Annotated in this window: 9 protein-coding genes; 7 read left to right on the forward strand and 2 right to left on the reverse strand. The window is 26.1% G+C overall.

Annotation, left to right across the window (positions count from 1 at the left end; genetic code table 11):
* Positions 1-209: 209 nt before the first annotated feature.
* Positions 210-1,556: a hypothetical protein gene (locus tag GEMHA0001_RS08600; RefSeq protein ID WP_155800213.1), complete on the reverse strand. Its 1,347-nt coding sequence runs from the start codon at positions 1,554-1,556 to the stop codon at positions 210-212.
* A 530-nt stretch (positions 1,557-2,086) separates the two neighbouring features.
* Here GEMHA0001_RS08600 and GEMHA0001_RS08605 point away from each other — a divergent pair.
* From GEMHA0001_RS08605 to GEMHA0001_RS08635, 7 genes are all read left to right on the forward strand, one after another.
* A complete protein-coding gene (locus GEMHA0001_RS08605) occupies positions 2,087-2,689 on the forward strand; it encodes a hypothetical protein (RefSeq protein WP_003144873.1) in 603 nt (200 codons plus the stop codon).
* Entirely contained in the window at positions 2,670-3,395 is a 726-nt protein-coding gene (locus GEMHA0001_RS08610; RefSeq protein WP_003145169.1) for an FtsK/SpoIIIE domain-containing protein, read from the forward strand. The genes GEMHA0001_RS08605 and GEMHA0001_RS08610 overlap by 20 nt, the downstream gene beginning before the upstream one ends.
* A 64-nt stretch (positions 3,396-3,459) precedes the next feature.
* Positions 3,460-3,801: a hypothetical protein gene (locus tag GEMHA0001_RS08615; RefSeq protein ID WP_003145297.1), complete on the forward strand. Its 342-nt coding sequence runs from the start codon at positions 3,460-3,462 to the stop codon at positions 3,799-3,801.
* Positions 3,802-3,900: 99 nt separating this feature from the next.
* Positions 3,901-4,755 (forward strand): rolling circle replication-associated protein, encoded by an 855-nt coding sequence (locus GEMHA0001_RS08620; protein WP_003145168.1) that lies wholly within the window; start codon positions 3,901-3,903, stop codon positions 4,753-4,755.
* Entirely contained in the window at positions 4,752-4,940 is a 189-nt protein-coding gene (locus GEMHA0001_RS08625) for a hypothetical protein (RefSeq protein WP_003145704.1), read from the forward strand. Before GEMHA0001_RS08620 ends, GEMHA0001_RS08625 begins: the two co-directional genes overlap by 4 nt.
* A 107-nt stretch (positions 4,941-5,047) precedes the next feature.
* Positions 5,048-5,239: a helix-turn-helix domain-containing protein gene (locus tag GEMHA0001_RS08630; RefSeq protein WP_003145350.1), complete on the forward strand. Its 192-nt coding sequence runs from the start codon at positions 5,048-5,050 to the stop codon at positions 5,237-5,239.
* 79 nt (positions 5,240-5,318) lie between these two features.
* On the forward strand, positions 5,319-6,386 hold the full coding sequence (locus tag GEMHA0001_RS08635; RefSeq protein WP_003144883.1) for a site-specific integrase: 1,068 nt from the start codon (positions 5,319-5,321) through the stop codon (positions 6,384-6,386).
* Positions 6,387-6,454: 68 nt separating this feature from the next.
* Here GEMHA0001_RS08635 and rpsI read toward each other — a convergent pair.
* Positions 6,455-6,806 (reverse strand): 30S ribosomal protein S9 (rpsI, locus tag GEMHA0001_RS08640; RefSeq protein ID WP_003145684.1); only part of this gene is annotated, 352 nt, incomplete at its 5' end.

Genomic DNA, 6,806 nt, shown 5'->3' on the forward strand with positions numbered 1-6,806 from the left:
ACTGAGCCTCTGAAGGTGTGGTTCACAATGTGGGAAAAGTGGTGCTGCCACATTTTCCTCACAGGATACCACACCAGCTACTCAGTATAAAACCAATTTTACTAAATACAAGTTTTTTTAACGTTATTTATTTCGTGAATTTTTTGTAATTTTTTATGAATTTAACTTTACAATTTAGATATTATTAAATTTACTAAAAACTAGTTATTTTATCTTTTCAATTCTGATTTTAGGACTATTGATATTCTATTAAAAAACACATCCCAATTATCCTCTAACATTTTAAAATTTTGTAATCGCAATAGAGTAATAATATCATAATTTTTTTTTTTGTCATTCCATAATATTTCACTTAAAATTTCTTCTGTACTTTTAAATAATTTCTTCTGTATTTCCTCGATATAAATAAAACTTTTTTCTGTAATAATTACATTGTTATCAAATTCCTCTAACTCATCATAATCAAATCCTGAGAATTGTAATTCCATATTATTCCAAAATTCTGCATCCTTTTTATATTTAGTCAAACACTTCACAAATTCTTCTTTTCTCGCGTCTTCGTCTTTTTTTTCTTTAATAATAATATATAGAGAGTTTACTAATTCTTTTATAAATTTATCGGAATCTAGTATAATGTCTAAAAATTCGCCGAATAATTTTTTATCTTTTTTTTGAAGTTTTGGTTTATACCAAGATTCTGATTTATTTAACCTATCCAACATTTTATAAATATCTTTTTTCGAGTGATTACCTTTCACTAAATAATTAAATACATCTTTAAAAATTTTACCAATTATCGAATTATAATAGTCCCTTATCCCGTATAAATCATTTAACTTCCACCCTCCTTCAGTTGATAAAGCCTCTATATGCATATCCTCAAAGTCCCCTGCTAACATAGATATGTAGTCAAAAATATTTTCTTTAACAATATTTTTTACATAACCCAATTTATATAATACGGAAAATAAAGACATCATTACCTGAATCCTGATGAAATCAATTACTTTTTCTTCTGATATCAAATCTTTAGAAACATGATACTGTCTAGCAACATTATCCCAATTAACTTGCTTTCCACTTAACAAATCACGAAAAGTTCTATCGGGTATGTCATACTCATTAGCAATTTCATTATTATTCTTCGTGTTAAAGTAATCCTTTTTCGCAGTGAATTTAATCAACTCTTGCAAACCTTCGCTGGATAAGAAAAATATTTTATCTAATGACGAGATATTTCCTTTATTAAAATAAATAGTTCTTATATTATCAATTAATAATGTTATCGCAGAATTATATTCTTGTTCTTCATCGTCTTGATTAAAGTATTCCAATATAGAATAGTAAAGAAATAAAGTCATTTTATACTTATCTACCGAATTTTCACAATCAGAATCCTTCAAATAAAATTTATATTTTAAACATAGTAAAAAGACATCTGCCTCATCAAATTTATTTGAGGTAGCTTTTTTTAATATATTATATTTTGAAAAAAATGGTATGAGTTTTTGATCCTCTTCAGACAATAATAAAAAATATTCATCTCTTTTATTCATAATATAATAATTAAATAACATCGCTCCTAATAATACTGATTTCGACTTATTTTCTTTATTCTTCTTCCCAAAAAATAGATTTGCTAATTTTGTTTTTTCTAAACATTGTTGAAAATACTCTAAGGATATATCTTCATTAACATTTGAGATATAATCTTCAAATTCAGCGTTATTTTTTATAAAATATAATATCTTCTCAATTATATTCTTATGTTCATCATTTAAATTATCATCTTTCAATATATCTTTTAAAAAATGTATTAGTGCTATTTTATCGTAAAATTTTGTCATAATTATATTTTAAAACCTTCCATCATATTTAATTGTATTATACCACAAAAAAACATACATAATATCGATACTCTCTATTCCTTGTATCTATTTTAGTTATATTGATACTTTTTTTAAAAAGTTTCGGTAGAAATTATTTGTTTTTTTTCGCCAAAATTTTTCATTTTCACGATATATAATAGATTCATAAGGAGGTGACTAATTTTTAAAAAATCTATTAGAAAGGGGGTGATTAACCCATGATTAAAATTAGAACATTATTCAAGAATTTATTAGAATCAATTTTGAATTTTATAAAGGAAGAAGAGAATATGAAAAAAGAAATGCCTATTCGCGACATAGATTACTTCGATACTCTAATTAAATTCTTACTAGATAATAGTAATAATAATTCCGGTTTAAATTTCTATAATCGGCTAGAAAAACATTATTTAGATATTATCGAGGACATAAATAAAGAAAGAAAATTAGCAAATCAAGAAGTTTATATTCCTTACCCAAATTTTTCAATTGAACTTCAGCATAATATAAATATAAATTGGATAAGGAATGAGATTTCGAATATTTTTTTACAACTTAAATATGATAATACAAGTTACTATAGGATATTTATACGTTATAAATTAGAGGAAGCTGAAAATAATAATATTCAAGATACAGAATATATTAAAAATATTTTCAATAATTATTGTCATAACATGATGATATTTCCAAAATTACCTATTTTTTGTACAGAAGTTGCTAAGGAAAATAGATACTTGGTATTTACTTTTATACACTACGGCAAACATAAAGAAATAAAAACTAAGGAGATAGATTTTCATGATGAAGACTTCTATTAATATTCTAAATGCTATTGATGATAATAAGAAAATAAGTATTACTTTGACTTCATGCCCACACTACTTAATAACTGGTGGGACTGGTTCTGGTAAAACAACTTTTTCTTTATATCTGATTGCGAAGCTTTGTTTATCTTATAAAGAAGCTACTGTTTATATTTTAGATTTTAAAGGAGATGAACATTTCCAAAGATTTAATAGTTATGAAAATTATTTCAGTTATACGGATTGTATGATAGGACTAAAAGAAATTTATGAAATTTTTAATAATAGATTAATAAATACAGAAGACTTTTCGCCTTTAATCATTTTTATTGACGAACTTGCTTCTATGATTTCATATTTTTCAGGTTCTAACTCTGAAAAGAATAAAATACAAAAAATTATTGCTGAAATACTTATGATGGGACGAAGTAAAAAAGTTCATATCATTACATCAACTCAAAGACCAGATAGCAGTTTATTTGCTAATGGTGCTAGAGATAATTATACTTTTAAACTTGGTTTAGGTAATTTATCTTCTGAAGGAAAAAAAATGATTTTCCCTTCTTCTGATATATTATTTAAGAGATGTAATTTAGGGTATGGATATGTAAGTTTACATTCTAATGAGCCTATCTTTGTTGGTGTCCCTGCTTTTTCAAATTATAAAAAAATATATGCAGTAATTAAACTACATTTAGGAGGTGATAAAAATAAAAATTAATATTAGTCCAATTAAATTGATGACTATAAAAGCTATTTAAATTTAGAAGAAAGGAGAAAAAACAATGAAGAAACTAAAATTATTCGCACCATTTAATGCGGATTTATTCTTTGATAAGATTGATTTACAATTTACAAGAGTAGAACCTATTAAAGTTGATGGTGCTACAGTTGGTTTTAGATATAACCTATTAATTTGTGAAGACCTTCACAATTATGGAGAAGAAAATAGTTTAAATAAGGGAGAGTTTATTAAAGTAAAAATAGAAGATGCTAATAGTGACACTAACTTTACCTTGGGTCAAAAAGTAAAATTGATAAATCCTAAAGCAACTATTTATGGTGATTTCTCAAATCAATTATCCGTGAAAGCTGATAAAATCATTGTAGTAAAATCTGATAAGTAATTTGAATATTGCTTTTCGAGGAGCTTTGCTCCTCGAAAGGAATATTCATTTAACTTGATATATACTACACAATAGAACATTAGAAAGGAGGATTGTCGTATGGCTAGAAACTTATCTGATAATATTAAGAATATTTTTCCTAAAAGAATTGTGAAATACTACAGTTATGGAGATACGATTGAAATTTCCAATGTAATTAGAAATCAATCTATTCTTGTTCTTCCAAATAAAAAGTATGCTGTAATTTCTACAGGAGAAATAAAGGAGATGATAAATAAAGGAGACACGAGAGATATTAATATCTCTTCCTTAAAACGGACTATGAGAACACTTAGAAGATTAATAGCACATAATTTTAAAGGTGGTATAAAAGAATTGTGGGTCACTCTAACTTATAAAGAAACTATCACTGATCCAAATACAATATATAATGATTTTAAAGTTTTTATAAAGAAAATTAGAAAACATTATGGGCATGTAGAATATATTTCAGTGATAGAACCACATGCAAAATATGGTAAATTTCATCTTCATGTTCTTTTAAAAAGTCCTAAAAAATTATATATAGAAAATTCTCATCTTGCAGAATTGTGGGGAAAAGGATTTACAAAGACTAAAAGATTATCTGAAAAAGATTCAATTGCGAATTATGTTGTTAGTTATCTAACTAATTTAGATACAAGTGAATTGAATGAGACAGATAATTCTGAATCTAATAAAAAGTCAATTATTAAAGGTAATAGATTGTATTTGTATCCTAAAGGGTTAAGAATATACAGAAAATCTAAAGGAATAATTAATCCTGATGAAGGCATTGATATTAAAGAAAATTTAATAGAAGAATATACTCTATATCCTACTCCAGAATATACTGCAAATTATTCAATTAAAGATAATAATGAGGAGGAAATTCTAATAATAAAAGAATTTTTCAAAAGAAGGAGAAAGAAATGAGGAACAATAATAAACAGGACTTAATTTTTAAGAAAGCTATAGAAATTCTTATATCAAAGAGACATGATGTTAGTAATTATATTCTTGATTATGAAAGATATGGTGTAGAAATTATTAATCCATCAGAACTATTGAAATATGCAATTTCAGTAGAAGATAACAATTTAAAATTTTATAAAAAATAAGTCACCATAGTTTAGAATAGTGACTCATTAATATAAATAGTAGAAATTTTCTCGTCTCTTCTACTCTTTATATTTTACCATATTAAGTAAACTAGGAGGTAATAATAATGGTTAATAAAATTAAAGATTTTCCTTTTTTATTAAATAGAGAACAGGCTTCTAAATTCTTAGGAATTGACCCTAAATCTTTTGATAAATATATTAGAAATAATAATGACTGTAAATGTTTTATGATTGGAAAACAACAAAGATTTCTAAAAAAACATTTAGTAGAATTCATAGAAAAACATAGTATTTAATTATAAAGCTCTTGATAAAATAGTTATTTCTGGTTATTATATAAATAGTGACTAGTCTATTTTATCAAGAGTATTTAGAATGAAAGGATTTGATAAAATGGCAAATATTACAAAAAGGGGTACTTCTTATAGAGCTACAGTATCCATATATAAAAATAGTGAAAATCAACGAATAACTAAGACCTTTAAAACACGAAAAGAAGCGAAACAATGGGCTTTAGAAATGGAGTTATACAAAGGCAAAGGAAAAAATATCGCAGAACAAACCACGCTTTACACTGATTTTTATAAAAGCTGGATTTTTTCAGTTAAAAAAAATGATGTTCGTGAAGCTACTCTAGTTAATTATGAACGTACTATTACAATAATTGATAGATTATTTGAGGGTATAGAATTAAGACATTTAAATGATACAGTTATGCAAAAGAAAATTGATGAGTATGCTTTAACTCATTCAAAAAAGACTACTAAAGAACTAGTCTTAAAGATTAGGGGGTCACTTAAATATGCTTATGCTCGTGGTTTATTGGTAAATGATTTTGGTAGTTTATTAAAAGTTAGAGGAAAAGAACTTCCTAAAAGAAATATTTCACTTTCTATAAAAGAAATGGCTAAACTAAGAAAATATTGCTTAGAACATAAACATATTGAATTTAATGTACTTGTTTTGCTAGCACTTGAAACTGGTGCTAGACGTGGAGAACTATTGGGATTAAAATGTGAAGATATCTATGAATTTGGAATAAAAATCAGACGTTCTATAAGTCCTACTAGCAAAGATACATCACTTAAAAATAAATTTTCAAAACGTGATATATCAATAAATAAAGACATATATGATGCATTAGTTGAACTATCTAAATCAAAAAAAGATTATATTTTTTGCAGAAACAATTTTATGCAATCAAGATATTTACAAGAATTACTAAAAAAATTAGAGATTACTAAAACTACATTTCACGGACTTAGAGATAGTCATGCATCTTTCTTATTTACAAAAAATATAAGTTTGGATTATATTTCAAGAAGACTTGGTCATAATTCGATATTGACTACTCAAGAATATTATTTATCTTTAATGCCAGAAAAAAAGCACCAGCAAGATGCCGATGCTTTAAATCTCTTAGACGAGCTATCAAAACTATGATACTCCTAATAATTTACACCAATTTACACCAAAAAATGGCTGTAAAGCTTGGTATAATAAGGTTTTCATTAACGTTTTGAGAATTGAGGAGCACGTCTCGCACCACGAAGACCGTATTTTTTACGTTCTTTCATACGAGGGTCACGAGTTAGTAATCCTACTGGTTTTAAGTCTTTACGGTATTCTGGGTTTACTTCTAGTAAAGCACGTGCAATTCCGTGACGGATTGCTTGAGCTTGTCCTGTGTATCCTCCACCGTTAACGTTAACTAAAACGTCATAGTTACCTGTAGTAGATGTAACTTCTAAAGGTTGCATTAAATCTAATACTAATGATTCTAATGGTAAGTATTCACGCATTTCTCTATTGTTGATAACAACTTTCCCTGTTCCAGGTACTAATCTTACACGTGCTACTGAG

Origin of the sequence: Gemella haemolysans ATCC 10379 (assembly GCF_000173915.1) — a bacterium.
Classification (GTDB): domain Bacteria; phylum Bacillota; class Bacilli; order Staphylococcales; family Gemellaceae; genus Gemella; species Gemella haemolysans.